Source organism: Achromobacter sp. AONIH1, from assembly GCF_002902905.1.
In the GTDB taxonomy this organism is placed as follows: Bacteria; Pseudomonadota; Gammaproteobacteria; order Burkholderiales; family Burkholderiaceae_B; genus Achromobacter.
Map to the genome: position 1 here is coordinate 282,881 of NZ_CP026124.1, position 26,231 is coordinate 309,111.

The 26,231-nt window shown below is 60.9% G+C and carries 24 protein-coding genes, 1 tRNA gene and 1 CRISPR repeat array; of the genes, 16 read left to right on the forward strand and 9 right to left on the reverse strand.

The features are described 5' to 3' along the window. Positions 1-72: 72 nt before the first annotated feature. Both C2U31_RS30385 and C2U31_RS30390 read left to right on the forward strand, forming a co-directional pair. Positions 73-2,043 carry a replication endonuclease gene (locus tag C2U31_RS30385; protein WP_158658279.1) on the forward strand — a complete coding sequence of 657 codons (1,971 nt, stop codon included), beginning with the start codon at positions 73-75 and terminating at the stop codon, positions 2,041-2,043. A gap of 90 nt (positions 2,044-2,133) precedes the next feature. Further along, positions 2,134-2,889, forward strand: coding sequence for an N-6 DNA methylase (locus tag C2U31_RS30390; protein ID WP_158658280.1), 756 nt, complete (start codon positions 2,134-2,136; stop codon positions 2,887-2,889). Between the two features lie 61 nt (positions 2,890-2,950). Here the strand turns inward: C2U31_RS30390 and C2U31_RS30395 are convergent, their stop codons facing one another. Beyond that, a complete protein-coding gene (locus C2U31_RS30395) occupies positions 2,951-3,277 on the reverse strand; it encodes a hypothetical protein (protein ID WP_158658281.1) in 327 nt (108 codons plus the stop codon). 138 nt (positions 3,278-3,415) lie between these two features. Between C2U31_RS30395 and C2U31_RS30400 the strand changes: the two genes are divergently transcribed. Next, positions 3,416-3,766 (forward strand): hypothetical protein, encoded by a 351-nt coding sequence (locus tag C2U31_RS30400; protein WP_158658282.1) that lies wholly within the window; start codon positions 3,416-3,418, stop codon positions 3,764-3,766. A gap of 33 nt (positions 3,767-3,799) precedes the next feature. On the opposite strand, the gene C2U31_RS01270 is transcribed toward C2U31_RS30400, so the two are convergent. From C2U31_RS01270 to C2U31_RS01285, 4 genes are all read right to left on the reverse strand, one after another. Next, complete coding sequence (locus tag C2U31_RS01270) at positions 3,800-4,753, reverse strand: pilin (protein WP_103271204.1); 954 nt, start codon at positions 4,751-4,753, stop codon at positions 3,800-3,802. Positions 4,754-5,037: 284 nt separating this feature from the next. Continuing rightward, positions 5,038-5,111 (reverse strand) — tRNA-Gly (locus C2U31_RS01275). A gap of 73 nt (positions 5,112-5,184) precedes the next feature. Further along, positions 5,185-6,378, reverse strand: a complete 1,194-nt coding sequence (locus C2U31_RS01280) for a CaiB/BaiF CoA-transferase family protein (RefSeq protein ID WP_199770932.1) — start codon at positions 6,376-6,378, stop codon at positions 5,185-5,187. 227 nt (positions 6,379-6,605) lie between these two features. Continuing rightward, positions 6,606-7,502: a LysR substrate-binding domain-containing protein gene (locus tag C2U31_RS01285; protein WP_103271205.1), complete on the reverse strand. Its 897-nt coding sequence runs from the start codon at positions 7,500-7,502 to the stop codon at positions 6,606-6,608. Between the two features lie 132 nt (positions 7,503-7,634). On the opposite strand from C2U31_RS01285, the gene trmB reads away from it, so the two are divergent. The 5 genes from trmB to lysM all read left to right on the forward strand — a co-directional run bounded on the left by trmB (position 7,635) and on the right by lysM (position 11,691). Next, the gene (trmB, locus tag C2U31_RS01290) at positions 7,635-8,435 is read left to right on the forward strand and encodes a tRNA (guanosine(46)-N7)-methyltransferase TrmB (protein WP_233772585.1); all 801 of its coding nucleotides are present in this window, start codon (positions 7,635-7,637) and stop codon (positions 8,433-8,435) included. Beyond that, entirely contained in the window at positions 8,435-9,376 is a 942-nt protein-coding gene (pip, locus tag C2U31_RS01295; protein ID WP_103271207.1) for a prolyl aminopeptidase, read from the forward strand. Before trmB ends, pip begins: the two co-directional genes overlap by 1 nt. A 10-nt stretch (positions 9,377-9,386) precedes the next feature. Beyond that, positions 9,387-9,587, forward strand: a complete 201-nt coding sequence (thiS, locus tag C2U31_RS01300; RefSeq protein WP_103271208.1) for a sulfur carrier protein ThiS — start codon at positions 9,387-9,389, stop codon at positions 9,585-9,587. Between the two features lie 294 nt (positions 9,588-9,881). After that, complete coding sequence (locus C2U31_RS01305; RefSeq protein ID WP_158658283.1) at positions 9,882-10,964, forward strand: helix-turn-helix domain-containing protein; 1,083 nt, start codon at positions 9,882-9,884, stop codon at positions 10,962-10,964. A 280-nt stretch (positions 10,965-11,244) separates the two neighbouring features. Further along, positions 11,245-11,691, forward strand: a complete 447-nt coding sequence (lysM, locus tag C2U31_RS01310; RefSeq protein ID WP_103271210.1) for a peptidoglycan-binding protein LysM — start codon at positions 11,245-11,247, stop codon at positions 11,689-11,691. A 138-nt stretch (positions 11,692-11,829) separates the two neighbouring features. On the opposite strand, the gene ffh is transcribed toward lysM, so the two are convergent. Beyond that, the gene (gene ffh / locus C2U31_RS01315) at positions 11,830-13,236 is read right to left on the reverse strand and encodes a signal recognition particle protein (RefSeq protein WP_103271211.1); all 1,407 of its coding nucleotides are present in this window, start codon (positions 13,234-13,236) and stop codon (positions 11,830-11,832) included. A gap of 106 nt (positions 13,237-13,342) precedes the next feature. Here ffh and C2U31_RS01320 point away from each other — a divergent pair, with 106 nt between their 5' ends. The 4 genes from C2U31_RS01320 (at position 13,343) to C2U31_RS01335 (ending at position 15,873) form a co-directional block, all read left to right on the forward strand. Further along, the gene (locus tag C2U31_RS01320) at positions 13,343-14,197 is read left to right on the forward strand and encodes an inner membrane protein YpjD (RefSeq protein WP_158658284.1); all 855 of its coding nucleotides are present in this window, start codon (positions 13,343-13,345) and stop codon (positions 14,195-14,197) included. Positions 14,198-14,199: 2 nt separating this feature from the next. Beyond that, positions 14,200-14,460, forward strand: coding sequence for a PP0621 family protein (locus C2U31_RS01325; protein ID WP_158658285.1), 261 nt, complete (start codon positions 14,200-14,202; stop codon positions 14,458-14,460). 184 nt (positions 14,461-14,644) lie between these two features. Next, entirely contained in the window at positions 14,645-15,223 is a 579-nt protein-coding gene (gene ampD / locus C2U31_RS01330) for a 1,6-anhydro-N-acetylmuramyl-L-alanine amidase AmpD (RefSeq protein ID WP_103271213.1), read from the forward strand. A gap of 29 nt (positions 15,224-15,252) precedes the next feature. Then, the gene (locus tag C2U31_RS01335; RefSeq protein ID WP_103271214.1) at positions 15,253-15,873 is read left to right on the forward strand and encodes a glutathione S-transferase family protein; all 621 of its coding nucleotides are present in this window, start codon (positions 15,253-15,255) and stop codon (positions 15,871-15,873) included. Here C2U31_RS01335 and C2U31_RS01340 read toward each other — a convergent pair. Further along, positions 15,824-16,666, reverse strand: a complete 843-nt coding sequence (locus C2U31_RS01340; protein ID WP_103271215.1) for an IclR family transcriptional regulator — start codon at positions 16,664-16,666, stop codon at positions 15,824-15,826. The two genes, C2U31_RS01335 and C2U31_RS01340, sit on opposite strands and share 50 nt — an antisense overlap. A 289-nt stretch (positions 16,667-16,955) precedes the next feature. Here C2U31_RS01340 and C2U31_RS01345 point away from each other — a divergent pair, with 289 nt between their 5' ends. The 4 genes from C2U31_RS01345 to C2U31_RS01360 are packed head-to-tail and all read left to right on the forward strand — an operon-like array spanning position 16,956 to position 21,196. After that, positions 16,956-17,960 (forward strand): 2-dehydro-3-deoxygalactonokinase, encoded by a 1,005-nt coding sequence (locus tag C2U31_RS01345; RefSeq protein WP_103271216.1) that lies wholly within the window; start codon positions 16,956-16,958, stop codon positions 17,958-17,960. A 10-nt stretch (positions 17,961-17,970) separates the two neighbouring features. Beyond that, positions 17,971-18,624 (forward strand): 2-dehydro-3-deoxy-6-phosphogalactonate aldolase, encoded by a 654-nt coding sequence (locus tag C2U31_RS01350; protein ID WP_103271217.1) that lies wholly within the window; start codon positions 17,971-17,973, stop codon positions 18,622-18,624. Next, positions 18,621-19,769 (forward strand): galactonate dehydratase, encoded by a 1,149-nt coding sequence (dgoD, locus tag C2U31_RS01355; RefSeq protein WP_103271218.1) that lies wholly within the window; start codon positions 18,621-18,623, stop codon positions 19,767-19,769. Before C2U31_RS01350 ends, dgoD begins: the two co-directional genes overlap by 4 nt. A 32-nt stretch (positions 19,770-19,801) precedes the next feature. Further along, positions 19,802-21,196: an MFS transporter gene (locus C2U31_RS01360; protein ID WP_103271219.1), complete on the forward strand. Its 1,395-nt coding sequence runs from the start codon at positions 19,802-19,804 to the stop codon at positions 21,194-21,196. A 169-nt stretch (positions 21,197-21,365) separates the two neighbouring features. Here the strand turns inward: C2U31_RS01360 and C2U31_RS01365 are convergent, their stop codons facing one another. Together C2U31_RS01365 and cas2 are read right to left on the reverse strand one after the other, a co-directional pair. Then, a complete protein-coding gene (locus C2U31_RS01365) occupies positions 21,366-22,562 on the reverse strand; it encodes an MFS transporter (RefSeq protein ID WP_103271220.1) in 1,197 nt (398 codons plus the stop codon). 222 nt (positions 22,563-22,784) lie between these two features. After that, positions 22,785-25,754: direct repeats of the CRISPR family, unit length 32 nt; unit sequence GTTTCAATCCACGCACCCACGCAGGGTGCGAC. Positions 25,755-25,938: 184 nt separating this feature from the next. Next, a complete protein-coding gene (gene cas2 / locus C2U31_RS01370) occupies positions 25,939-26,229 on the reverse strand; it encodes a CRISPR-associated endonuclease Cas2 (protein WP_103271221.1) in 291 nt (96 codons plus the stop codon). Between the last annotated feature and the right edge of the window lie 2 nt (positions 26,230-26,231).

Genomic DNA, 26,231 nt, shown 5'->3' on the forward strand with positions numbered 1-26,231 from the left:
GAACAACCTAACTAAAAAACTTAAGGACCAATTTTTATGAACTACGAAATTCCTATATAAAGGCCAAAAGCTATGAACTACAGTAACAATATAAGCCATTTATCTTTAAAAGTCAATAACTTATCTAAAATTATTTTTGATGATGAAGATTATAAGATATTTGATGAGATTGGTGAGCAAGAAGACAAAGCATATCAATTATCAGTAAACTTACAGAAATTTGAGGGTTTTGTAAAATCACAAGAACAAAAAGAAAAATCTAAAACTATTTACACTAAAGAAGAATTAGAATTAAAGGCTAGATTTTTCTCTTTAGTTCCAGATGTTCACAAACATAATATCAAAACATTGGTAAAGAAAAAATGCTATGGTGGCGACTTAATTAAATACATTAAGTCAAGAAAACTTTTCTTTGAGTGTTTTACAGTAGAACTAAAAAAGTTAGCTGATGGTCAAATGACTGAAGAGCAAAATAGATCAATCAAGAGATTATTTAACAAAAGAAAAAAAGAGGCGCTTTTATATGCCTCACAATTGCTAGGCTTAATTGGAAAAGGTGTATCTCATTACATTGACTCTTCTTTATTAAATTTGTATATCGAAGAAATCAAGAAACAAGAAAGATTTGTCAATTCAAATAGACTTATTAATAGTGTGGGAGCTATTAAAAAGATTCCATCAGTAGAGAATAAACAACGACAAAAAGTAATGCAGATTACTCGTATAAGTAAATGCTTGGGTCAACTTGCTCAAGACAAGGGTATGACATTTGTGATGGTCACACTAACATTACCACCACACATGCACCCAGCCCCCTCCATTGGACAAAATAGCTTTAATGGTGTCATGCCTTTGGAGGCACATGCTCAACTGCACCACTTTTGGAGATTAATAAGAGCACACTTATCTAAAGCTAATTTTGTCTTTAATCATGAGGGAAAGATTAAAGTTAAGAAAACTAAAAAAAGAGGCGAAGAAGAAATTTATCTTAAGCCCATTTTTGGACTTCAAACAGTAGAGGCACATGTCGATTCAACATTACATCTCCACTCTTTACTTTACATTAATCCTGAAGATATGGACGATGTAATAGAAATCGTCAATAGAGTGTCTTCTATCTATACAGCATCAACAGGTAAATTAGTAAGATTTGATATTAAAAAGAATGATGGCAGAGCAAACGGTCATACTTATGTCTATAAATACATCACAAAATCTAACTGTGTTTATACAGATGAAAATAAAACACATTTAAGAAATACTGCATTAAGGCACTACTACAGTGCACGAGGCTTTAATTTCTTTGGAATAAATGGAATTATTACCAAGTTCAATTTTTTAGCTAGAAATTGCTTGGATTACAGAGAAGTTTTAGACGAGAAAATTATTGATTGCTTATTGAAAAATGACTACTACGAATTCATCAAGGAATACAATGAGTATTTTGAGAATGTCTATTCTTATGATGAGAATAAAAAGAGAAAATTTTTAGGAGTAGCTTATATTAGGAGTCATAGTCAATATGATCCCACAGACTATGTATTAATTGAGAAAAAGATTTTCTCAATATTTGAGGCAAACAAAGAAATCCAAGCTGATACAGATGAAATTATCAAAAATATTATTCAATTAAAAAATCAGGATATGAGTATTAACAATGCTTTAGATATTGCCATTGGAAATCAAGATAAACACGACAAATTAAAAGAAGATGTTTTAGAAGAAATGAAATCTAAAGGCTTTACAGTTCATTATGTAGATATACATAAAGAAGATAAAGAGTCTAGAAGAGATATACAATTAACTTTAGCTCTACCTATTAAAACTTCTAAAGAATTAAACCCATCACATGAAATAAGTTACACTTATTCCATGTTTATTCAAGTAAACCCAGAAAACCCTAACCCCAAGTTAGAAAAACCCATAAAAACCAAAACCAAACCCATATTGGTAAAGAAAAAAGAGTTAGTGAAAGAGCAAAAACCTAAAATTTTAGGATTTAAGTTAAAAAGACCTGGGACTAATTTATCAGTTCAGCTTTAATGTTGCATAAATGCTATTTCTTTAATATTTACCTGTACTTCTTTTGTTAAGTATGCAATAATTATCACACTTAACAAAATAGGAGATTAAATGAACTACACTACTCTACAGAAGAATATTAAGGAATTAGCAAGCAAGTCAAAGTATCTTACTGATGAAAAATCAGTTATTGAGGCAGTTTTAGGGCATGCTTTTAATTTTGCTTTATGTCTTCCAGTGCAAAACGGAGCAAGGCAGTTCCCATACTGCACTAAAAATACGAAGATTAGCTACTACGAACCAAAAAATGACACTGAAGAAGAATTACTTGTAAAGTGTCTTACTACTTTTGCTGAACTCTATAAGAACAGTGAGCCATTTGAAGATGTTTTAACAAACATCTATGCTGAACATCTTAATTTTAAATTAGGTCAGCACATGACCCCACCAGATTTATCCAAAGCATTATTCTCAATCATTGACAGCACTAATAGTATTGAGAGCCACTTAAAGACCAATAATACATACTCTTTTTATGATCCCACAGCAGGAACAGGATCGCTTGCAATGGGAGCATTACAAGGTATCTATAAAAAATATGGCGAAGAGGGACTATCTAGGGTAGATGTATTTCTATGTGATTTAGATTTAAAGATGTGCATTGCTAGTGTTGTTAATTTAGAATTAAGCTCACTATCACATCAATTAAATTACAATCAGCTTACAGTTTTCAATCAAAGCTCATTAGTAGACCTTGAAGAGAAAAATAAATTTGTTGAGCTTATTCCTAACTATTTAAAACATAGGAAAGTAAGAGAGTTGCATGATTATGAGAAAACTGATATTAAAGAGCTTGAACCAGCATAAAATAAAGCCCCTAAAATGGGGCTTTTTCTTTGGTGAGCTACATAATAAAATATATAATAGCTTAAATTTTATATGGCTTTTTCTTTGGTTTATTTTCATCTAAATTAATATCCAATTTTATTTTTAACAACAAGGATTCTAATTCTTTGTCTTCCAACGGAGTTCCACTAATTTGATTTTCTAGCCTACTTTTCTTTAGGCTAATAAAGTTTGTGTATTTACTAACAAAAGCCTGACTTACATCTACCCGTTTTGCTATCTCACTTTGAGATAAATCTGGACGATTAACAAATAAAGTAACTACAGCACTAATTTTCGTCCAGTATTTTTTACCTCTAGCTAGCCCACCTTTTCTACCAGCCTCTATATATTTATCAATGTAGCTCATGTTTTCTCCTTTATGCTATGTGATAGTTTTCTTATAGCTTGTATTCCGTAAATGTCAAGCTTTCCACTCATCTTAAATATTGTTTCTTGTATTGACAAACTACGGAACTATAGAATAATAAAAGTAAAGGAGAACTATATGGATAACTACAATAAAAAATTTCACATCTGCATGACTGATCACTCTAACGAGAAAACTACATTTGATTTAGTCAAAACTCGCTATTCATCTAACTATTTTCAAGAACCAAGTTACGATCAATTCGTAGCTATAACAATGGTAGATAGCATGATTTTATATGCTCTAAAGCATTTCGCTATCTTTGATGATATAGGGTATGAAAAAGATGAGTGGTCTATATTGGTAGAAAGTCCTTATTTCTGTTTTTCTTTAAGAGTAACCAAACTACTTGAATATTTAATACAAAAAGACTTTGATTCCTTTCCTGTATCTACCACCCCTTATACTCCTATTTATTCATTTGGATAAAATTAAAGCCCCTTACAGGGGCTTTTTTATGGATTAAAATTTGAGTTTTCCTCGTTGTAATAACCATACTTTTATTTGTTCGCTATTTAACATTTCGTTTTGTGATAAATCTACATTCTCAATTGTGAAAGTAGAATCTAATCCATCTACTTTTATAACTGTATTCGCTCCATCTTTCTCGAATACGACATTATCAAGACTTCCATTTGTTAAAGAAGAAAGATCAATTATTCCACCATTTTGAGCTACGGGTAGAGTATTGAAATCCTTAATCTTGTAAGGCTTGTCATCTTCTATTTTAAAATTTTGCTGACCATTTCCACCCCAAAGGTCGAAATTTTCTTCTGGTTGATTCTCTCCATTACCATTATTAGAGAACTCTCTAGTTTCGCAACTTTTAGGTAGATACTTTTGTTCTATATTTGCATAGCAATTCCATGATTCATTGCTAGCTACTGCATCACTAATACCTAATAAATTTAAGATAAAACTTGATTTAGCGATTACTATCTCTTGACCTGGATTTAAAGGAGATAGAACCACCATTTTATTTACTAGTTGTTTATTGGCTTTATCGTTAAATCTAACAACTATATTTCCATCTTGAATATTTACACTATCAACAAAATTTCCTACAGCACTAGAGTATCCAACCGAGTCATTATTTACTGGATACTCTCCATTGTTTGCATAATATTCAATAACGGCAGGTTTAGCACCACTACCTAGTAAAACAGCCTCACTAACCTGACTTCTAGCTACATAGTCCTGATAGGCTGGAATAGCTACAGCACCTAACACACCAATGATAGCTACAGTAATCATTAGCTCAATCAAGGTAAAACCTTTACTTACCTGTTTTAGAGCTTGGCTATATGATTGATTTTGCTCAAGTTTTTCTTGATTGTTATTTGGTTGTTGATTGTTTTCTTTACTCTTAACATCAACTAGATTTCTTAATTTTTCTATCTTTTCACTATTAATCATGGTTTCCCCTTTTTATTGTTGTATAAACATTATAGGGGATATATCTTACAAATCAATACCTTATAAAAAATAAAAAGGCCAGCATAAGCTGACCTAATTTTATTTAATTCATAACTTTAAAATATTAAAACCATCCGGAGCCCTACATTCTCCGTACCACTTGTGAAATGCCAATCTTTGCAGATTGACATTTTCGCCCTATACCATAGGAGATGCATTGTCAAATATGCTAAAATGGGGGTCACTTTGTGGGGTCACATTTGAACGACTTTTTCAGTAGTCAGTGGAGCGGGTGAAGGGAATCGAACCCTCGTATGTAGCTTGGGAAGCTACTGTTCTACCATTGAACTACACCCGCTCTGGGTGTCGTGCCCCGGCATGAAACCAGGGCAGCGGCGGCGATTATAGCGCGCGTTCGCCGCGCCCGCCCTTCACTTGATCACCCCGCGCGCGCGCAGCGCATCGCGCTGTTCCTGGCTCAGGCCGGCCGAGGCCAGCACGGCGTCGGTGTGCTCGCCCAGCGTGGGCGCGCGTTCCCGCACGACGCCGGGGTTGTCGGACAGATGGGGAAATACGGCCGGCATGTCCACGGCGATGCCGCTGGCGGCCCGCACGGTGGTGATGGCCTCGCGGGCGAGGTAGTGCGGGTCGCGGGCGATGTCGGCCACGGTATAGATGCGGCCCGATGGCACGTCGGCCTCACGCATGGCGGCCAGCACCTCGTCGATGGAACGCGCGCGGGTCCAGTCGCCGATGGCGCCGTCGATCTCGGCGACGCGGCGGGCGCGGCCGTCGTTGTGCGCCAGGTCGGGATCCCGGCCCAGGTCGTCGCGGCCGATGCGCGCCATCAGGCGGACGTAGATGGCGTCGCCGTTACCGGCGATGAGCACGTAGCCGTCCCGGCAGGGATAAGCGTTGGACGGGGCGATGCCGGGCAGCGCGGCGCCGGCCGGTTCGCGCACCGCGCCAAAGACCGAGTATTCCGGCAGCAGGCTTTCGCTGAGGTTGAACAGGCTCTCGTACAGCGCCGCGTCGATGACCTGCCCCTGGCCGCCGCGCGCGTCGCGCTGGTAAAGCGCCAGCAGCACGCCCAGCGCGCCGTGCAGGCCGGCGATGGTGTCGCCCAGCGACAGGCCGGCGCGCACCGGCGCGCGGCCGGGCTCGCCGTTCAGGTAGCGCAGGCCGGCCATCGCCTCGCCGATGGCGGCGAAGCCCGGCTCGCGCGCCTTGGGGCCGGTCTGGCCGTAGCCGGATACGCGCAGCATGATGAGGCGCGGATTCAGCGCGTGCAGCGCGTCCCACGACAGGCCCCATTTCTCCAGCGTGCCGGGACGGAAGTTCTCGATCAGCACATCAGCCTCGCGCGCCAGCAGGCGGACAATGTCCTGGCCCTCCGGCTGGCGCAGGTCCACGCACACCGATTGCTTGTTGCGCGACTGGGCTTCCCACCAGACGGAGGTGCCCTCGTGCAGCAGTCGCCACTTGCGCAAGGGATCGCCCTGGCCGGGCGGCTCGATCTTGACGACCTGCGCGCCGAAGTCCGCCAGCGTCTTGGCGGCGAAGGGGCCCGCGATGAGTTGTCCGAGTTCCAGCACGCGTATGCCGGCGAGTATCTGCCCTGCCATGTCGCCCTCCAGGCGAATCGAGGTGATGATGGAAGGCAGTGTGCGCCACGCGGGCGGGCCGATGGAATGGACGATTCGGGAAGGGGGCATTCCCGGAACGAGAAGACCCGGCAACCGGCCTGTCCGCACGCTGGCCTCGCGCGCGACCGCCAACGCCTTCACGTCCCGCGTCCTGCTCGACAGCCGACGCCGCCGCGCCCCGCCGCGCCGAGGATCCGCGCCCGCCCCTACTGCTGTCCGCGCAGGTGCGCCAACAGCAGCCGCGCGGGCACGGGCAACGCGTCGGCGTCGCGCACGCCCAGCAGCAGGCGGCGGCTGGCCCAGTCGTCGGTCAGCGCGATCAGGCGGATGGGCATGGAGCGCGCGTGCGGCTCGGCGGCCAGCCTCGGCAGGATGCCGACGCCGCCGGTGGCCGCCACCATGCGGCAGATCGCGTCGAAACTGCGGACCTGGATGCGCAGCTGCATCGTCCGGCCCAGCCTGCCGCTTTCCTCGGCCAGCCGCGTCGCCAGCGAGGTCGCGGGCGGCAGACCCACGTAGTCGTAGGCCAGCGTGTCGGCGAAGGCGACGCGGGCCTCGCCAGCCAGTGGATGGCGCTGCGGCACGATCAGCACCAGCTCGTCGCGCCGGTAAGACGTGGTGACGAGGCCAGGCGCGGGCGTGCGGTCGGCGAAGATGCCGATGTCGGCGCGGTTCTCCTGGACGGCGGTGACGATATCGTTGCTGTTCTGTTCTTCCAGATCGATGCGCACGGCCGGATGCGCTTCCATGAAGGCGGCCAGGTCCTCGGGCAGGAACTGGGTCAACGACGAGGTGTTGGCGGCGATGCGCACCTGGCCGCGCACGCCCTGGGCAAAGTCCGACAGGGTGCCGGCCATCTGCTCCACTTCCTGCAGCACGCGCAGCGCGTGCACCAGACAGGCCTGGCCGGCCTCGGTCAGCTCGACGCCGGCGGCGTTGCGGTAGAGCAGCTGGGTGTCCAGCGCAGCCTCCAGGTCGGAGATGCGCTTGCTGGCCGCGCCCACGGCCAGGTGAGACTGGCGCGCGCCGGCCGAGATGCTGCCCTGGCGGGCCACCGAGACGAATAGCGAGAGCGTGACGAGATCGATGCGGGCGATGTTCATGGCGGGACCGGCGGCGCACCATCGCCGCGGCTGCACTATAGCGCGCGGGGCGCAGGGCGCGGAATGATCGTGTCCCCATTTAACGTTCCGCAGCGGACCGCGCGCCCCCGCCCTGCCACTACAATCCCGCCTATGACAACAAACAGCTTTGCGAATCTTCCCGTGAACACCCCCGCAATACCCGGCAATTCCGACTCGCCCGCCCCGGTTTCCCCGCAGACCGAAGCCGCGCTGGCCAGCGCCGCGCACGCGCCCAACAGCCCCGGCGCCGCCCACATCCGCAGCTTCGTGCATCGCCGCGGCCACATCACGCAAGGCCAGCTGGCCGCGCTGGAGCAACTGCTGGGCAAGTGGTCCCTGCCCTACGCCGCGCGCCGGCTGGACCCGGCCGCCGCGTTCGGCCGCGAGGCGCCGACGGTGCTGGAGATCGGCTTCGGCATGGGCGAGACCACCGAGAAGATCGCGCTGGCGCGTCCGGGCGACAACTTCCTGGGCGTGGAGGTGTTCAACGCGGGCGTGGGTTCGCTGCTGCGCCGGATCGAGGATTCCAGCATCCAGAACCTGCGCATCATCCAGCACGACGCGGTGGAAGTGGTGCGCGACATGATCGCCCCCGATTCGCTGGCCGGCGTGCACATCTATTTCCCCGACCCGTGGCCCAAGAAGCGCCATCACAAGCGCCGCCTGATCCAGCCGCCGTTCATCTCGCTGCTGGCCAGCCGCATCGCGCCGGGCGGCTACATCCATTGCGCCACCGACTGGCAGGACTATGCCGTGCAGATGCTCGAAGTCCTGGGCAACGAGCCGCTGCTGAAGAACACCGTGGACGGCTACGCGCCGCGCCCCGACTACCGCCCCCAAACCAAGTTCGAGACGCGCGGCCTGCGGCTGGGCCATGGCGTCTGGGACCTGATCTTCAAGCGAGTCGCCTGATGCTGTATCCGCAGATCGAACCCTACCGCCACGGTTTCCTGGACACGGGCGACGGCCACCAGATCTACTGGGAACTCTGCGGCAACCCCCAGGGCAAGCCGGCGGTCTTCCTGCATGGCGGCCCCGGCAGCGGCTGCTCGCCGGTGCAGCGCCAGCTGTTCGATCCCAGCCTGTACAACGTGCTGCTGTTCGACCAGCGCGGCTGCGGCCGCTCCACGCCGCACGCCAGCCTGGAGAACAACACCACTTGGCACCTGGTCGCGGACATCGAGCGCCTGCGCACCGAGATCATGGGCGCGGACAAGTGGCTGGTGTTCGGCGGATCCTGGGGTTCGACGCTGTCGCTGGCCTATGCCGAGACGCATCCCGCCCACGTCAGCGAGCTGGTGCTGCGCGGCATCTTCACGGTGCGCAGCGCCGAGATCCGCTGGTTCTACCAGGAAGGCGCGTCCTTCCTGTTCCCGGACCGCTGGGAGGAATACCTGGCGCCGATCCCCGAGGCCGAGCGCGACGACCTGGTCCAGGCCTATCACAGGCGCCTGACCGGCGACGACCCCGTCGAGCAGCTGCGCGCGGCCAAGGCCTGGAGCAAGTGGGAAGACAGCACCATCACGCTGCTGCCCAGCCCGCGCCACCAGCAGAGCCACGCCGCCGACCGCGCGGCGCTGGCCTTCGCCCGCATCGAGAACCACTATTTCGTGAACGCCGGCTTCATGGAAGAAGGCCAGCTGATCCGCGACGCCTACAAGCTGCGCGGCATTCCCGGCACCATCATCCAGGGCCGCTACGACGTCTGCACGCCGGCGCGCACCGCCTGGGACCTGCACCGCGCCTGGCCCGAGGCCGAGTTCCACCTGGTGCCCGACTCCGGCCACGCTTTCGATGAACCCGGCACGCTGGCGCGCCTGATCGCCGCCACCGACGCCTACGCCAAACGCTAAGGAGACGCGCATGCACATCACCCTGAACGGCGACGCCCGCGAATTCCCACTGGACACCACGGTGGTCGAGCTGCTGGACACGCTGGGCTATGCCGGCAAGCGCGTGGCGGTGGAACGCAACGGCGAGATCGTGCCCAAGAGCCAGCACGCGCAAACCACGCTGGCCGACGGCGACCAGATCGAGATCGTGGTGGCGGTGGGCGGGGGCTGAATGCCCCGCCGCCGGGCGGCCCCGACACATCCCCGGAAGGGCTGCGGCAACGCAGCCCTTTTGCTTGTCGAGGCCGGGACGGCGCGGCCAGGGCGTGATGATCTGCCGCAAGCGCCGTCAAGCCACGGACCTTGGCCGGGCTTTCCCCCAACGCGGCCGGGCGTCATAATCCACCGCGAACATGCGCCAGGGCAGGTCGGCCGCGAGCCGGGCAGCCCTCCATGGAAGTTTCCCGCCTGGTGTCGCGGCCGGTCGGGCAACGCCACAACAAGACCGATCCGGGAACCACGAAGCGTGAGCCGCAATCCATTCCCCTCCCCTGCCGCCCCGCCGCAGTTCAGCGCGCAATTCGACAGCCGCGTCACGCCCGACGCGCCCGACATCTGGCGCACCCTGGTGCGCCCCTACGTCGATACCCAGATCGAAACCGGCATACAGCCCTTCACCGCCCAGATGAGCGGCACCCACCTGGGCGCCAGCCTGATCAGCCGCAGTACCTGCTCGGCCACCGTGCAGCACCGGCGCACCGCGCTGGACGTGCGCCGCAGCCAGGTCGACCATCTGCTGATCCAGCTGTTCGTCGCGGGCGGCACCCGGGGCGACTATGGCAAAAACCCGGTCGATATCCGCGCCGGCTCGATCGGCCTGCTTGATCTCGGACAGACGCTGGACACCCGCACCACGCTCATTTCCACCATCACCCTGACCGTGCCGCGCGACCGCCTGCCGACGGCGCTGCGCAGCCGCAAGCTGCATGGCACGCTATTGGATCCCGGACAGGGCGCTACGCGCATGCTGGCCTCGCATCTGTCGCAGCTGGCGCAGCACGCCTCCAGCCTGACGCGCGAAGAGATGTCCGCCTCGGTGAACGCTGGTCTGATCCTGCTCAGCGGCAGCCTGTCGACGCTGCGCGACGGCGAGGATGACGGCCCGGCGCGGCAGGTGGTACGCAATGGCATGCGCCGGCTGGTCAGGGAACATATCGAGCGCCACCTCGATGCCGGACATCTGTCGCCGGAAACGATCGCGGCTGCGCTGGGCATCTCGCGCTCCAGCCTGTACCGGCTGTTCCTGCGCGACGGCGGCGTGAACGCCTATATCCAGGGCAGGCGCCTGGACAGGTGTTTCGATGAACTGCTGCTGGCCGCCGGCGGCCACATCGGCATCGCGGAGCTTGCCTACCGCTACGGCTTCTCGAGCGAAAGCGCGTTCAGCCGGGCGTTCCGCCTGCGGTTCGGCGCGTCTCCCAGCGAGGTGCGAGCCCATGCCAGGGGAAACGGCGACGGCGAACCGGTCGACATCAGGTCGCGCGAGGATGCCGCCATGATCCAGGCCTGGCTTGCCGATATCCGGCAGCCGGCCGCCTCCGCCGGCTAGCGCGGCGCGCCGTAATGCCGGACATCGGCCTGCCCGAACGCCGGCGCTGCACGGGTAGGATCGCGATCCTGGCGGATCGTCAGTCATTTGCAGCCAACTAGCACGCATTCTTGCGTAGTCTGGCGCATGGCTAGCAACCTGTTACACGTTTACCCCTCGTCTGCCGGCAAGCGCGCGGGTAATAATCCCCGATGCCGCGCGCAACCGGTACACGGGCCGGGCGCCCTGCCATCCATCGCTCTTTTCCCACCGTAACAGCAACATAGATAAAGGAATCACTATGGGTCTGCTCAATTTCATCAAGGACGTTGGAGAAAAACTCTTCGGTGCCAGCGAAGCCAAGGCCGCCACCGTCGACGAGCTGAAGAAGGAACTGGACAAGCACGGCCTGAACGCCGACGGACTGCAGATCGCGGTCGACGGCGACAAGGTCACGGTCAGCGGCACCGCCGCCAATACCGAAACCGCCGAGAAGATCGCGCTGGCGCTGGGCAACACCGTGGGCGTGGCCCAGGTGGACAACCAGCTCAAGGCCACCCAGGCCGCCCCCGAAGCCAAGATGTACACGGTGCAGAAGGGCGACAACCTCTGGAAGATCGCCGAGGCGCAATACGGCAAGGGCCAGGGCGCCAAGAACACGCTGATCTTCGAGGCCAACAAGCCCATGCTGACCAGCCCGGACAAGATCTATCCCGGCCAGGTGCTGCGCATCCCGCCAGCGGCCTGAATGCCCGCGCAAGCATCCGAATAGCCGGAAGGCGCGCCCGCGCCGCCCGGCTGATCGCGGCACTGATCCCCCAGATTGCCGCGATGACTTGGCCAGACGCAATGTCTGGCCATTTTTTCGCGCCGCCGCGCGAAAGCCTTACTTCATCCCGAAGCGGCCCAGCCCCTTCAGGCCGCCCATGGCGCGCATCATCTTGGCCATGCCGCCCTTTTTCATCTGCTTCATCATGCCCTGCATCTGGTCGAATTGGGCCAGCAGGCGGTTCACTTCCTGCACCGGCACGCCGGAACCGGCGGCGATGCGGCGCTTGCGCGAGGCCTTGATGAGTTCAGGCTTGGCGCGCTCGGCCGGGGTCATGGAATTGAGGATGCCTTCCGTGCGGCGCAGCTGCTTCTCGGCCTGGCCGCCCTGCAGCTGGCCGGCGGCCTGTTGGAACTGGGCCGGCAGCTTTTCCAGCAGCGAGCCCATGTCGCCCAGCTTCTTGACCTGGCCGAGCTGGTCGCGGAAGTCGTTCAGGTCGAACTTGTTGCCCGACTTGATCTTGGACGCGAGCTTCTGCGCCTCGGCGATGTCGATGTTCTTCTGCGCCTGCTCGACCAGCGACACGATGTCGCCCATGCCCAGCACGCGCTGCGCCATGCGCTCGGGATAGAACGGCTCCAGGCCGTCGAGCTTTTCCGAGACGCCGACGAACTTGAGCGGCTTGCCGGTGACGTGGCGCACCGACAGGGCCGCGCCGCCTCGGGCGTCGCCGTCCAGCTTGGTCAGCACCACGCCGGTCAGCGGCAGCGCGTCGGCGAAGGCGCGGGCAGTGTTGACCGCGTCCTGGCCCTGCATGGCGTCCACCACGAACAGCGTTTCCACCGGCTTGACCAGATCATGCAGCGCGCGGATCTCGCGCATCATGGCCTCGTCGATACCCAGGCGGCCGGCCGTGTCCAGGATCAGCACGTCGTAGTGATGGCGGCGTGCGTGGTCGACCGCGTTGCGGGCGATGTCCTCGGGCTTCTGGCTGGGGTCGGACGGCAGGAAGTCCACGCCGACCTGCGCGGCCACGGCCTTCAACTGCTCGATGGCGGCGGGACGGTAGACGTCGGCCGACACCACCAGCACTTTCTTCTTGCCGGTCTTGCGGCCGTGCTGAGTGTGCTGGCCCTCGGACAGCCAGCGCGCCAGCTTGCCGGTGGTGGTGGTCTTGCCCGCGCCCTGCAGGCCGGCCATCAGGATCACGGCGGGCGGCTGCACGGCCAGCGACAGTTCGCCGGAGTCGGCGCCCAGGTCGCCGCCCATCAGCGCGGTCAGTTCCTTGTGGACCACGCCGACCAGGGCCTGGCCGGGGCTGAGGCTGCCGGCGACTTCTTCGCCCAGCGCCTTGTCCTTGACCCGGGCGACGAACTCGCGCACCACGGGCAGCGCCACGTCGGCCTCCAGCAGGGCCATGCGCACTTCGCGCAGCATCTCCTGGGTGTTGGCCTCGGTCAGGCGGGCTTCGCCGCGCAGCGTCTTGACGACGCGCGACAGGCGTTGAGTTAGGTTATCGAGCATGAGAGGCGTTTCCGCTTAAACTAGTCGACTCGAACGGTGGCCGCCCGCGCGAATTCCGCGCTTTCCGGGTCAATTGGACCCCGGCCCCATCCTGACGACGGTTTCTATGTCACTAGGCATTGTATTTCACGCGGCGGCCGCCCTGGCCTACGCGCTGCTCGGGGGGGCTTTGTGGCTCCGGCTGGCCGGCGCTGGCGCCGGCGCCAGCGGCATCGAACAGACCGGCAAGATCGCCCGCGCCTGCCTGCTGGGCGCCCTGGTGCTGCAGGGCATCGGCCTGCAACAGGCCATGCTGGGCGCGCAGCACCTGTTCATCGGCTGGGCGCTGGCCCTGTCGGCGGCCATCTGGCTGGGCATGGTGGTGTTCTGGCTGGAAAGCCTGCTGGTGCGCATCGACGGTCTGCAACTGCTGCTGCTGCCGGCCGCCACCATCGCCAGCGCCCTGGCGGCGCTGTTTCCCCAGGGGCAGTTCGTGCCTCACGCCAACGACGCCTGGCTGCGCGCCCACCTGCTGATCGCGCTGGCTGCCTATGGCCTGATCACCATCGCCGCCCTGCACGCCATGCTGATGGCGCTGCTGGACCGCCACCTGCACCGCCCGCTGGACGCGCCGGCCGAGCGCAGCATGATCGGGCGCGTGCTGGATTCCCAGCCGCCGCTGCTGGTGCAGGAGCACCTGCTGTTCGTGATCATCTGGATCGGCTTCGCCGTGCTGTCGCTGGCGGTCGTGTCCGGCTCGATCGCCTCGCTCAAGCTCACCGGCAAGATCCTGCCCTTCGACCACAAGACCGTCTTCACGCTGCTGTCCTGGGCGACCTTCGGCGTGCTGCTGCTGGGCCGCCACGTCTGGGGCTGGCGCGGCCGGGTGGCGCTGCGCTGGACGCTGACCGGCTTCGGTTTCCTGATCCTGGCCTACACCGGCAGCCGGTTCGTGCTGGAAATGATTCTGCATCGGGGTTGAACGTGGGCAAGCTGCTGTTCTGGATCGTCGTCATCATCGCGGTGCTGTGCGTGGCCCGCATCGCCGCCCGCATGGCGGCGGCGCGCGACGCGCGCCCGGTTTCCCCGCCGCCCAAGCCGCCCGCCCAGCCCGGCGGCGGCGCCGAGGCCATGGTGCGCTGCGCGCACTGCGGCATCCATCTGCCCCGCTCGGAAGCGCTGCTGCAGAACGGCCGCACCTGGTGCAGCGCCGACCACGCGCAGCGCGGACCGACCGGCAAATAGCCGGCAGATAGCCCACGAACAACCCACGAACGCCGCCCGCAGGCGGCAAATGAGCGACGATCAGCCGGCCACCTGCCGGTTGCGCGCCTTCGGTCCGCCGCATCCGGCCCGCTGTCCCTGGGCATGTCTCCAAGCTTGGCATAATGGCCGCTGGAGACACACACTCACCGAGCATCGAATTGCCATGGCCCTGCAACTGGATCGACATGGCTGGCTGAGACCGGCCCCCGGCGTCACCCTCATGCCCTCGCCCAACCGCGACGCGCGCCCCGCCGGCGCGCAGGTGTCGTTGCTGGTGCTGCACAACATCAGCCTGCCCCCGGGCCGCTTCGGCGGGCCGGAAGTGGCCGGCCTGTTCCTGAACCGGCTCGACTACGGCTCGCATCCCTGGCTGGCGCGGCTGCGCGGCCTGCGCGTGTCGGCGCACTTCTTCATCCGCCGCGACGGCGCCGTGATCCAGTTCGTGTCCACCGAGGACCGCGCCTGGCACGCCGGCGTGTCGCGCTACGCGGGCCGGGAACGCTGCAACGACTTTTCCATCGGCATCGAGCTGGAGGGCACCGACACCCTGCCCTACGCCGACGCCCAGTACCAGGCCCTGCGCCAGCTGGCGCCGGCGCTGCGCGCGCGCTACCCGCTGGCCGCCGCCTGGGGCCACGAACACATCGCCCCGGGCCGCAAGACCGACCCCGGGCCGGCTTTCAACTGGACGCGCTTCGGGCGCGAAAACGGCTTCGCGCGGCGGCAACTGCCGCCCGCCTGATGCGCCGTCTCATCACTCAAGGAACGGATATGCTGAAGATCTGGGGACGCCTGACGTCCGTCAACGTGCAGAAAGTCATGCTGGCCGTGCGCGAACTGGCGCTGCCGCACGAGTTCATCCTGGCAGGCGGCGAGCATGGCGTGGTCGACACGCCTGACTACGCCGAGCGCAATCCCAACCGCCAGGTGCCGGTGATCGACGATGGCGGCTTCGTGCTGTGGGAGTCGAACGCCATCGTGCGCTACCTGTCGGCCCGCTACGGCGTGGGCTCGCTGTGGACCGAGGATCTGGGCCTGCGCGCCGATGCCGACCGCTGGATGGATTGGCAGGCCACCGAGTGGCAGCCCGCCATGGTGCCGGCCTTCAAGGGCCTGGTCCGCACGCCCGAGGACAAACGCGACCGCGCCGCCATCGATGCCTCGATGCAGCGCGCCAATGCGCGCGCGCTAATCCTGGAACGCGCGCTGCAGGGCCGCGAGTTCATCGCCGGCCGTCAGCTGAGCATGGGCGATATCGCGCTGGTGGCCTCGGCGCACCGCTGGCTGGGCCTGCCGGCCGAGCGGCCGCAGACGCCGGCCCTGTCGGCCTGGTACCGCCGCATCATGATGCGTCCGGCCGCCCAGGGCGTGCTGACGCTGCCGCTGGAATGATCCAGCCCAGTTCCGCCGAGATCCGCATGGCCGCGTCACACACCACCGGCACCATCTCGTCCATGCGCTCCAGCGACATATAGGGCACGGTGCTGGACACGCTGATGGCAGCCACGATGCCGCTGGAGGCGTCGCGCACCGGCGCCGCCACGCAGCGGATCGACGGCTCGTTGTCTTCCAGGTCGAAGGCATAGCCCTGCGCCGCATAGCCGCGCATGCGTTCGCGGAACGCCTCCCAGCCCTGCTGCCCGCCGGGCGCGCGCGACGACACCGGGCCGCCCACGCGGTGCAGCGCCTTCCATTGCGGCTCGTCCGCATCCAGCAGCAGCGCCTTGCCCACGCCCGTGGCCGCCAGCGGCATGCGGTGGCCGACGCGCGAGCGCATCTCCAGGCCCTTCTTGCCGGGAATCTTTTCCAGGTACAGCACTTCGTCGTTGTCGCGCACCGCCAGATGGATGGTGTCGCCGGTCAGCTCGGCCAAGCCGTCCAGGTACGGACGCGCCAACGTGGCCAGCGGAAAGGCCTCGCGCGCCTGGAAGCCCAGTTCGATCAGCTTGGGCCCCAGCGCATAGCCCACGCCCGGCAGCACCCGCAGATAGCGTTCCTGCACCAGGCAGCTGGCCAGCCGGTGCGTGGTGCTGCGCGCCACGCCGATGCGGGCGCACAGCTCCTTCAGGTCGCGCGCGCCGTCGGCCACGGCCTGCACCACGGCCAATCCGCGCATCAGCGTCTGCGTGCCGGCGGGCGCGGCGGCGTCGGGGTCCAGGGGCGTGAGGGAGGAGGCATCGGTCATGGGAATCGTCACGGCGGCGAGCGCGGGAAAGAAGACTGGAAGGCGGGAAGACGGGCGGGAAATGCGAGGGACCGCGAGGATCCGCGTGTGATGGCGACAAGGACGGGCCTTAATTTTCCCTATATATGGGATTAAATTCTATATTTTGAGAATTTTCAAGCGCTGATCTAGAATTTTTCCCAACGCCCGGCCGCCGCCCCTTGCGCGAGTCCCGGGCCTGGACACAACAAGGTCCGCGCCCTCCTTGCGGTTTCCCGAGCCGGCGCGGCCAGACACGAGACAGACTCAGATGACATCCGCCACGCCCACCCGCGCCGCCCTGATCGCGCTGGACTGGGGCACGTCCTCGCTGCGCGCCTACCGCCTGGACGGCGGCGGCCGCACGCTGGACGCGCGCCACCTGCCCTGGGGCATCATGCGCCTGCCGCAACCGCTGCAGGACGGCGCCGCCACGCCGACCTTGTCCGGCTTCGAACTGGCCTTCGAACAGGCTTGCGGCGACTGGCTGCGGGCCGAGCCCGCGCTGCCCGTGATCGCCTGCGGCATGGTCGGCAGCGCCCAGGGCTGGCAGGAAGCCGCCTACCTCGACGTGCCGGTGGCCCTGGACCGCATCGGCACGCTGCTGACCGTGGTCGAGCGACCCGGCGCCACGCCCGTCCACATCGTGCCCGGCCTGATCCAGCGCCACGGCCTGCCCAACGTGATGCGCGGCGAGGAAACCCAGGTCTTCGGCGTGCTGCGCGACGCCCGCGCCGTTCCGGATGCCGGCCTGCTGATCGGCCTGCCCGGCACGCACTCCAAGTGGGTCGGCGCGCGCAACGGCCAGGTCACGCACTTCGACACCTTCATGACCGGCGAGGTCTACGCCGCGCTGCGCGGCCACACCATCCTGGGCCGCACCATGAGCGATGCCGCCGCGCCCGACATGGCCGCCTTCGAACGCGGCCTGAAGGTCGCCGGCGCGCCGGAAGGCCGCGCCGGCGTGCTGTCCACCATCTTCAGCACGCGCGCGCTGGGCCTGACCGGCGAACTGGCGCCGGCCTCGCAGGCCGACTACCTGTCGGGCCTGCTGATCGGCCACGAGATCGCCGCCCTGGCCGCCATGCTGCGCGCGCAGGGCCAGGCGCCCCGCATCGTCCTCTGCGGCGAACCGGCGCTGTGCGAGCGCTACACGCTGGCCATGACCCACTACGGCCTGGGCGCGCCCGAGCAGGCGCAGAACGCCACCGAGCGCGGCCTGTGGCACCTGGCGCTGGCCGCCGGGCTGGTCCCCTCATCTTCGATTTCCGCCTAGGAGCCCATCCATGACGCATCCCGGTCTGCAAACCGCCATGGCCCATTGCGGCCTCATCGCCATCCTGCGCGGCATCACGCCCGCCGACGCGGCCGCCACCGCGCGCGAACTCTACGCCGCCGGTTTCCGGCTGATCGAAGTGCCGCTGAATTCGCCCGAACCGTTCGCCAGCATCCGCGCCATGCGCGACGCGCTGCCGGCCGACTGCCTGGTCGGCGCCGGCACCGTGCTGGATCCGGCCGACGTGGCTCGCGTGAAGGACGCCGGCGGCGAGATCATCGTCATGCCGCACAGCGACCCCGCCGTGATCCGCGCCGCCAAGGCCGCCGGCCTGGCCTCCAGCCCCGGCGTGGCCACGCCCACCGAGGCCTATGCCGCGCTGGCCGCGGGCGCCGACGTGCTGAAAATGTTCCCCGCCGAACAGCTCGGCCCCGTCGTGCTCAAGGCCTGGCGCGCCGTGCTGCGCCCGCCCGTCGCGCTGGTGCCGGTGGGCGGCATCACGCCCGACAACCTGTCCACCTATGCCCAGGCGGGCGCCAGCGGCTTCGGCCTGGGCTCCGCCTTGTACAAGCCCGGCCAGACGGCCGCCGAAACCGGCCAGCGCGCGCGCGAATTCGTCGCCGCCTGGCAACGCGCCTATCCCGCCCAGGAGACCCAAGCATGAAGATCACCAAGCTCACCACCTACATCGTGCCGCCCCGGTGGTGCTTCCTGAAGATCGAGACCGACGCCGGCATCGTCGGCTGGGGCGAACCCGTGGTGGAAGGCCGCGCGCACTCGGTCGCGGCCGCGGTCGAGGAACTGTCGGACTACCTGGTCGGCAAGGACCCGCGCAACATCGAGGATCACTGGACCGTGCTGTACCGCGGCGGCTTCTATCGCGGCGGCGCCATCCACATGAGCGCGCTGGCCGGCATCGACCAGGCGCTGTGGGACATCAAGGGCAAGCACCTGGGCGTGCCCGTGTCGCAGCTGCTGGGCGGCAACGTGCGCGACCGCATCCGCGTGTATTCGTGGATCGGCGGCGACCGCCCGGCCGACACCGCCGCGGCCGCCAGGAGCGCGGTCGAGCGCGGCTTCACCGCCGTGAAGATGAACGGCACCGAAGAGCTGCAATACATCGATTCGTTCGACAAGGTCGAGAAGTGCCTGGAGAACGTGGCTGCCGTGCGCGACGCGGTCGGCCCCAACGTAGGCATCGGCGTGGACTTCCATGGCCGCGTGCACAAGCCCATGGCCAAGGTGCTGATGAAGGAGCTGGACCCGTACAAGCTGATGTTCATCGAGGAGCCCGTGCTCAGCGAGCACTACGAGGCGCTCAAGGAACTGGCGCCGCTGACGTCCACGCCCATCGCGCTGGGCGAGCGGCTGTACTCGCGCTGGGACTTCAAGCGGGTGCTGTCCGAAGGCTATGTGGACATCATCCAGCCGGATCCGTCGCACGCCGGCGGCATCACCGAAACGCGCAAGATCGCCGCCATGGCCGAGGCCTATGACGTGGCGCTGGCGCTGCATTGCCCGCTGGGCCCGATCGCGCTGGCCACCTGCCTGCAGATCGACGCCGGCTGCTACAACGCCTTCATCCAGGAACAGAGCCTGGGCATCCACTACAACGCCGCCAACGACCTGCTGGACTACGTCAGCAACCGCGAGGCGTTCGCCTACCAGGACGGCATGGTCATGATCCCGCAGGGGCCGGGCCTGGGCATCGAGGTCAACGAGGAATACGTCAAGGAACGCGCCGCCGTCGGCCACCGCTGGCGCAACCCCGTCTGGCGCCACGCCGACGGCAGCTTCGCCGAATGGTAGGCCGATAGAGGAACGCGAGAGAGGAGACCCCCTTGACCACCGCCACCCACCTGGGCGCGCAAGGCGCCCAGCGGCCGACCCGCAGCCGCTACCTCATCATGGTGATGTTGTTCATCACTGTCGTGATCAACTACCTGGACCGCAGCAACCTGTCCATCGCCGCGCCCGCGCTCAAGGACGAGTTCGGGCTGGACACCGTGCACGAAGGTCTGATCCTGTCGGCCTTCGGCTGGACCTATGCCGCCATGCAGATTCCCGGCGGCTGGCTGGTGGACCGCGTGGCGCCGCGCGTGCTGTACGCCGCCGCGCTGATCTTGTGGTCCGCCGCCACGTTCTTCATGGGCTTCGCCAGCAGCTTCATCGTGCTGTTCGTGCTGCGCCTGGCCGTGGGCGCGCTGGAAGCGCCCGCGTATCCGATCAACAACCGCGTCGTCACCACCTGGTTCCCGGAAAAGGAACGCGCCACCGCCATCGGCTTCTACACGTCCGGCCAGTTCGTCGGCCTGGCCTTCCTGACGCCGGTGCTGGCCTGGCTGCAGCACCACTACGGCTGGCACATGGTGTTCGTCAGCACGGGCCTGTTGGGCATTATCTGGGGTGTAGTGTGGTTCATGGTGTATCGCGAGCCGCGCCAGTTCAAGGGCGCCAACGCGGCCGAGATCGAGCTGATCCAGAAAGGCGGCGGCGTGGTCGACCTGGAAAAGCGCGTGACCGAGGAAGATGCCCCCACGGCGCGCCCGCAAGACGGGCTTCCTGCCCCCCAAGGGGGCGCCTTTCGCCTTGGAGCGGCCCGGCGGCGAAAGAAAGCGCCTTTCAACTGGAACGACCTCGGTCTGGTCATGTCCCAACGCAAGCTGTGGGGCGTGTACCTGGGCCAGTTCTGCCTGACCTCGACGCTTTGGTTCTTCCTGACCTGGTTCCCGACCTATCTGGTGAAGTACCGCGGCATGGACTTCATCAAGTCGGGCTTCCTGGCCTCGGTGCCCTTCCTGGCCGCCTTCATCGGCGTGCTGTGCTCGGGCGTGCTGTCGGACTTTCTGATCCGCCGCGGCGCCACGGTGGGCCTGGCGCGCAAGCTGCCCATCATCCTGGGCCTGCTGATCTCCACGTCCATGATCGGCGCCAACTTCACCGATTCCACGCCCTGGGTCATCTTCTTCCTGGCCGTGGCCTTCTTCGGCAACGGGCTGGCCTCGATCACCTGGTCGCTGGTGTCGGCGCTGGCGCCGGTGCGGCTGCTGGGCCTGACCGGCGGGGTGTTCAACTTCGTCGGCAACCTGTCGTCCATCTGCACCCCGATCGTGATCGGCTTGCTTGTGTCCAAGGACAGCTTCGCGCCCGCCATCGTGTACGTGTCCTCGCTGGCCCTGCTGGGCGCGCTGTCGTACATCCTGCTGGTGGGCAAGGTGGAGCGGATCGAAGCCTGATCCGCCGCCCCCGCGCCTGTCTCAGGCCCGGGGGCTTGCCTGGACACGACGCGGGCGGCGCAATGGTATTGCGCAAGCAGAGTCCGCACCCGAGCATGCGGTTCCCGAGCCTGCCCGACCTGATCGACAGGCAGGAAACCCCGCAGCGAAGCACCGGCGAGTACGCCCCTCAGCAGGCCTGAGCGGCCAGTTTGCGGCGCTGGTTGCTGGCGCGTTGCAGCAGCACCAGCGCCAGCCCGGCCACGGCGATCAGCGCGCCGGCCACCGGCACCGCCGCATAGCCCATGCCCGCCGAGATCACCGCGCCGCCGGCCGCCGCCCCCAGCGCATTGCCCAGGTTGAAGGCGCCCACGTTCACCGACGAGGCCAGTCCCGGTGCCTCGGTGGCGGCGCGCATCACGCGCATCTGCAGCGGCGGCACCACGGCGAAGGTGCCGAAGCCGAAGATCAACAGGCCCACGGCCGCGCCGACCTGGGTGGACGCCAGCCACGGAAAGGCCAGCATGTCCGCGATCACCAGCACCAGGAATGCGATCAGGCTGCCGTCCAGCGAGCGGTCGGCATAACGCCCGCCCGCCGTGTTGCCGATGGTGAAGCCGATGCCGATCAGCACCAGCATGGCGGTTACGAAGCCGGGCGACGCACCGGTCAGTTCGGCCAGCGTCGGCGCCACATAGGTGTACAGCGTGAACATCGCGCCGGCGCCCAGCACCGTGGTCAACAGCGCCACCAGCACCACCGGGCTCTTGAGCACGGCCAGCTCGCGCCTGAGGTCCGGACGGCGGCCCGCCTCCCCGGCCGGCAGCGCGGTCCACAGCGCCAGCATCGCCACCAGGCCGAGCACGGCGGTGGCGGCGAAGGACATGCGCCAGCCGATCACCTGCCCCAGCCACGTCGCCGCCGGCACGCCGCCCACGTTGGCGATGGTCAGCCCCAGGAACATGGTCGCGACCGCGCTGGCCTGCTTGTGACGCGGCACCACGCTGGCCGCCACCAGCGAACCCAGGCCGAAGAAGGCGCCATGGTTCAGGCTGGTGACCAGCCGCGCCAACAGCAGCGTGGTGTAGTTGGGCGCCATCGCCGACAGCAGGTTGCCCAGCGTGAAGATCGCCATCAGCGCGATCAGCGCCTTGCGCCGCGACCAGCGCGACAACGCCAGCGTCATCAGCGGCGCGCCCAGCATCACGCCGATGGCGTAGGCGCTGACCAGCATGCCGGCGCTGGGAATGGAAACGTTCACGCCTTCGGCGATCACGGGCAGCAGGCCCATGGGCGAGAACTCGGTCACGCCGATGCCGAAGGCGCCGACGGCGAGGGCCAGCAGGGGCAGGCCGCCCTTGTTGGCGGGGGGTTCGGGGGTTGTCATGCGCTATTCCTTGGAGTCGTTGGGTCCCGGGGCGAGTCGCGCGGCTGGACGGCTGGACGGCGGCTGTATGCGTGGAAACCCTTAGGAGAGATGGGCGCAGTATGACGGGAGAATCATTGCGGAAAAACTCAGTTCCGTGGCAAACACTTTTGACTGACAGTCATGAATCCAGCGTCACGGCTGTCGGCTATGACAGGTTGCGGTGGACGCAACAGCCTCGGTCACCCGCGTAGGGTGCGACGCCTGCTGTTCCGCGAGGTCGGCGCCGATGGCGTGTTTCAATCCACGCACCCGCGTAGGGTGCGACGTACTCGGTCAGATCATGCGAAAAGTAGATGTTGTTGTTTCAATCCACGCACCCGCGTAGGGTGCGACGATCACCGCCGGATTTCTGCACTTCTTCGTCGAGTTTCAATCCACGCACCCACGCAGGGTGCGACAACGCAAACGGCGTAACCATGCTTGCGAGCGCACGGTTTCAATCCACGCACCCACGCAGGGTGCGACCAGCGCGCAAGCGGCCGAGTGGGTGGGCCTAGGCCGTTTCAATCCACGCACCCACGCAGGGTGCGACCCTCGGCGCGCTCCTGTGCGGTCAGCAGGGCATGCTGTTTCAATCCACGCACCCACGCAGGGTGCGACTTACTTGGTGGCCCATTCGATAACGGCAGCGGCCTGGTTTCAATCCACGCACCCACGCAGGGTGCGACGCCCACGGGGATGGGGAGTGTGTCTACTGTGTCGGGTTTCAATCCACGCACCCACGCAGGGTGCGACGTACGATGGCGTTCGGCCAGCTTCCGAGTCCACCATCGTTTCAATCCACGCACCCACGCAGGGTGCGACGATCTTTTCGAGCTGGCTACGGAATGGATGCTGGAGTTTCAATCCACGCACCCACGCAGGGTGCGACGAGTGCGACGCCGGGACCGTCTATCTGATCGATCCCGTTTCAATCCACGCACCCACGCAGGGTGCGACGTCCAGATTTCCGCCTGCGACCCGCGGAAAGACTGCCGTTTCAATCCACGCACCCACGCAGGGTGCGACGCCGGCGGGGCAGCTTTTTATGGGCTGACCTTGAACGTTTCAATCCACGCACCCACGCAGGGTGCGACGGCGCAATTCGTTTTCCAATGTTCTCGCAGCGTCGTTTCAATCCACGCACCCACGCAGGGTGCGACTTGCCAAGTTTCACTGGGACTGCGGACGCATGGGCGTTTCAATCCACGCACCCACGCAGGGTGCGACATAGCTCAGAGCGCATGGGCGATTCGAGATCTTGAGTTTCAATCCACGCACCCACGCAGGGTGCGACCCGCCGGCGGCCAATGGCGTCATCGTCAACGGGGGGTTTCAATCCACGCACCCACGCAGGGTGCGACGGCGAATGAAAGGCCGCAACCCCACAGCTGAGCAGTTTCAATCCACGCACCCACGCAGGGTGCGACAGCCCGCTCATCTGCCTTGATTTCCTTCTTCGCCGGTTTCAATCCACGCACCCACGCAGGGTGCGACAGCTCATAGGTCTGTGCTTTCTCGGTACATCAACTGGTTTCAATCCACGCACCCACGCAGGGTGCGACGACGAGGCGGAGAACGTTAGCGAGATCGCGCACCAGTTTCAATCCACGCACCCACGCAGGGTGCGACCACATCGCCGCCGCCGATGCGGGCGAGCTGCCGCATGTTTCAATCCACGCACCCACGCAGGGTGCGACGCCAGTGCCAGTGTGGCCAGAGGTGCCGCTCGTCATCGTTTCAATCCACGCACCCACGCAGGGTGCGACCACCAAAGTCGTCAACGTGGCGGGTCTCTGGAAGTTTCAATCCACGCACCCACGCAGGGTGCGACCTGTCCTTGTTGCTCAGGTACAGCGTGGCCATGCTGTTTCAATCCACGCACCCACGCAGGGTGCGACAGTTGGCGTTGGCACCAGCTCGACCGTTGCTGTTGTTTCAATCCACGCACCCACGCAGGGTGCGACATCCCAGCGAAATGAAGGCAGAAGCTCTTCGCAACGTTTCAATCCACGCACCCACGCAGGGTGCGACACCGGCGGGGACAACGGCGAGCCGGAATTGGAATGGTTTCAATCCACGCACCCACGCAGGGTGCGACCATCGTCCAGCGTCGTGACGCCAGAATCTGGATCGTTTCAATCCACGCACCCACGCAGGGTGCGACCATCCGCGATACGTACCGTCGCCCTGTAGCTACGAGTTTCAATCCACGCACCCACGCAGGGTGCGACGCCGCCGGCGGCCAATGGCGTCATCGTCAACGGGGGGTTTCAATCCACGCACCCACGCAGGGTGCGACTCGAAGCGCTCCGGAGAGCTTGGCCAGACCGCTCAGTTTCAATCCACGCACCCACGCAGGGTGCGACGGAAGCTATCGAAGCCGAGCTTGATCCCCAGTGGGTTTCAATCCACGCACCCACGCAGGGTGCGACGCTATGATTTGCGCTCTCACACGACAAACCGTTGGTTTCAATCCACGCACCCACGCAGGGTGCGACGCCGAGTAAAGGACGTCATGGCGGGCATCAAAATGTTTCAATCCACGCACCCACGCAGGGTGCGACCTGCGCGTCCCCGTTGTAGGCCACGACGGCCGCTTGTTTCAATCCACGCACCCACGCAGGGTGCGACGCGCTGGCGTACCACTCGCCGTCGGCGACGCAGTGGTTTCAATCCACGCACCCACGCAGGGTGCGACGCATAGGGCAGCATCTCGCCCCACCGGCTCTCAGGTTTCAATCCACGCACCCACGCAGGGTGCGACTTCGTGTCGTTGATCGCAGACGCCAGAATCGCCAGGTTTCAATCCACGCACCCACGCAGGGTGCGACAGTGCGGCGGTGATCGGCGCCGTCGTGGGCCGGAAGTTTCAATCCACGCACCCACGCAGGGTGCGACTGGGTCATAGGATGCACTCACATGGCAGCTCGGGCTGTTTCAATCCACGCACCCACGCAGGGTGCGACGAGCAGATGGCGTCCGCGGCCTTGGCCTTGGAGTCGTTTCAATCCACGCACCCACGCAGGGTGCGACCGGCGTAGGTGGGGCGGGTCGAACACCACCAAGCTGTTTCAATCCACGCACCCACGCAGGGTGCGACTCCTTGCGCAGTCTCCACGTTCCAAACGAAGTCGTAGTTTCAATCCACGCACCCACGCAGGGTGCGACTGCCTCTTCGTAACCCCTTCATACTGCAACAAAAAAAGCGCGACGTTTGCGAACCCCATCCAGGCCAGTTCAAAAACGCCACGCTGCCGTCACCACCTATCATATAGGCAAACAAAAACAAGCACTTACGAAATCGCGAACCTCCACAGGGAAACGCCATGCCACTTATGGTTCGCAAGACTCCCTAAAACACCAAGGGCGCATCCAGATCCAGCACCGGCTTCGTACCCACATGCTCGACCCTATTGCGCCATTGCCGACCCAGATAGTAGAACCGCAGACTGTCCTGGGCAGGGTCGATCGTTTCCTCTAGCCGAGCTTTCAGGGCGACCCATTGAGCCGTGTCCACCTCGATTTCAAACACAGACAACTGTACACGCTGGCCATAGTCCAGGCAGGCTCTGGCAAGACGTCGCAACCTGCGCGCGCCGCCGGTGTCCGTGTTGCTGACATCGTAGCTAACCAGCACCATCATGG